The organism is Endozoicomonas sp., from assembly GCF_051008435.1.
Taxonomy (GTDB): Bacteria; Pseudomonadota; Gammaproteobacteria; order Pseudomonadales; family Endozoicomonadaceae; genus Endozoicomonas_A.
On sequence record NZ_JBPCXO010000308.1, the window covers coordinates 1 to 2,808 of the forward strand.

At 43.4% G+C, this 2,808-nt stretch carries 2 protein-coding genes; both read left to right on the forward strand.

Annotation, left to right across the window (positions count from 1 at the left end; genetic code table 11):
* The coding region (locus ACR2PX_RS15645; protein ID WP_434000286.1) for a DUF6079 family protein at positions 1-1,180 on the forward strand (1,180 nt) is incomplete at its 5' end.
* Between the two features lie 3 nt (positions 1,181-1,183).
* On the forward strand, positions 1,184-2,808 hold a 1,625-nt coding region (locus ACR2PX_RS15650), incomplete at its 3' end, for a DNA methyltransferase (protein WP_434000287.1).

Genomic DNA, 2,808 nt, shown 5'->3' on the forward strand with positions numbered 1-2,808 from the left:
GCTTGAGCTGCCATCCGGTCTGGCCATTGAAATCACCCAAAACAAGGATGGCAGTATTTCTGCCATGCAAGATTGTGTCGCCAGTAAGGTCAATCAGCTCGTCACTACACTTCACAGCCTGAGAGATTGCCTGCCATTCTGGGGCGGAAGCGTGTTAACCGAGGCAGAAGCGGATCAGTACAAAACACAGCTAATGGAAACCAAAACCTTTCTGGAGAGCATGCAAGCCTACAACACCACCGGGAAACTTAAGAACTTCCGCTACACAGCTGAGCAGGTCAGAGAACAGAAAGACGGCCTAAACCAGCTGGCCAGTATCAAAAAACTGCAGAATCTGGTTGCCGACCTGTCACCATTGGCAACCTATCTGTCAAAGGCTGAAGCCATCTTGCCCATGGTGCACGAATGGAATGGGCAGGTAAAGACCACCAGGCTGGACACGCTGCAACAACTGAATGATGAGGATAAACGCTCGAAATTCAATTTCCACTCACAGGTTAGCGGCCGTTTAACAAATCTGAAAAATAAATACATATGCATCTACGCAGGTTTATATGCAAAGGCTCGATTAACGCGGTCAGAATACAAGCGTAAAACCAAGCTGGTCAGTGATAACCGTCTTGAACAATTACAAGCATTGAGCACCATCGCCATCCTGCCCAGCAGCCAGCTAATAGACTACCGGAACAAGCTGGCCAGCTTGAAAGCGGCTGGTTCATTATCAGAGAAGGATTTGTTAGCTGACCCGGTTCCAAATAAGTTAAACTTCAGGCCCATCAATGAGGATTTGAGCATATCGGCGGCTACCCGACTGAAGAACCTCGAAGACCAGTTGGATCCAATGATCACCAACTGGACTGAAGCACTGCTAGATAACCTAGCAGATCCAACTACTAAAGACAGTCTGAGATTACTCAATGAGCAGGACAGCGCTCTGATCAATCCGTTTATAGCGGGTCGATCACTGCCGTCCACCGTGAGAGACGACTTTATAAAAGCGCTAAGTCAGGTACTGCAAGGCCTGGTACCTGTCGAAGTCGGCAAGGAAGATATACAAAATGCTCTATTTGCCGAGGGCTCCGCAGCAACTGTAGATCAAATCAAGCAACGTCTTGACCAGTACCTTAACAATAAGTGTAAAGGCCAAGACATCAGCAAAGTACGTATTGTACTGAAGTAAAGAATGGATATGAACCAAAGCGATCTGCCTCTCCAAGATCAAGCCCCAGCTGATAATGGCCCCGTTGAGTGTCTGGGAAAGACCTTCGCCAATGACGAAGAACGGCGTACTTACTTCTTAGGTCTGTTAGCGAAAAAACTAAAAGATCCGGAGTTTCGCAAGATCGAGGGTTTCCCGATTGGAGAGGATGAGGATATGTTGAACTTGTCTGACCCGCCTTATTACACGGCTTGTCCAAATCCATGGATTGCTGATTTCATTGCGGAATGGGAAACGAAAAATCCCGAAAAAGAATCAGGATATCACTATCACCGAGAACCCTTTGCTGCTGATGTCAGCGAAGGAAAAAACGATCCTATATATAATGCCCATAGCTACCATACCAAGGTACCTCATAAAGCGATCATGCGTTATATCCTGCATTTTACAGAACCGGGAGATATCGTATTTGATGGGTTTGCAGGTACAGGGATGGCTGGTATAGCAGCACAATTATGTGGAGATCGAAACACTTTATTGTCAATGGGCTATCAGGTTAAGCCCGATGGCACTATTTTGCAGCAAGATGCTGAGGCAGATAAAACAACTTGGAAGCCTATTTCAAAACTTGGGGCACGTCGCTGTATTCTGAATGACCTGTCTCCTGCCGCTACTTTCATTTCCCACAATTATAATACTCCGGTCGATTTACCTTCGTTTGATAAAGAAGCCAGCAAAATTCTTGAAGAGGCTGAACGTGAATGTGGCTGGATGTATGAAACTCTTCATTCTGATGGTGTAACTTCAGGAAGAATTAACTACACAGTCTGGTCTGACGTATTCATTTGTTCAGAATGTACAGGTGAAGTTGTGTTCTGGGAAACTGCTGTCAATAAGGATACTGGAAAAGTAAGCTACGAATTTTCTTGTCCCCACTGTCGAACAAAGCTCGTTAAAAGACAGCTCGAGTGTTTATGGATGACAACATATGACCACTCTCTTAAGAAAAACATTGAGCAGTCCAAACAAGTACCCGTGCTAATTAACTATTCTATTAATGGCGAAAAAAAAAGTTTTAATAAACGACTAGATGCGAGTGACTTCGAGTGTATAGATAAAATAGAAAACTCAAAAATACCATACTGGTATCCTTCAAACAGAATGATTGAAGGAAAAGAAACTCGTAGAAACGATCGTGTAGGGATAACACACGTTCACCACTTTTATACTAAAAGGAATTTGTGGATCCTTTCGAAAATACGTGACCTTTGCAATTCAAGTCAGACTCTCCTTTTATTCAATTCGCAGTTGATTAATATTAGCAAGCTTAATAGATATCGACCTGGCGTTTCTTATCCATACAATCCTCTTAGCGGTACTATGTACATAGGGTCTCAGATATCTGAATCCAATGTGTTTACTGCTTACAAAAACAAGTTAAAAAAGCTAAAAACCGCCTTCAAAGATATTTCTTCGCCGTCTATAATAACCACCCAATCGCTTACATCACCCATAGATGTAAAGGCTGATTATATATTTATTGATCCTCCATTCGGTGCAAACCTTAATTACTCAGAACTAAGCTCTTTATGGGAAGAATGGCTGCGTGTGAAAACAAATAACAAAATGGAAGCGATAGAGAATAGTGC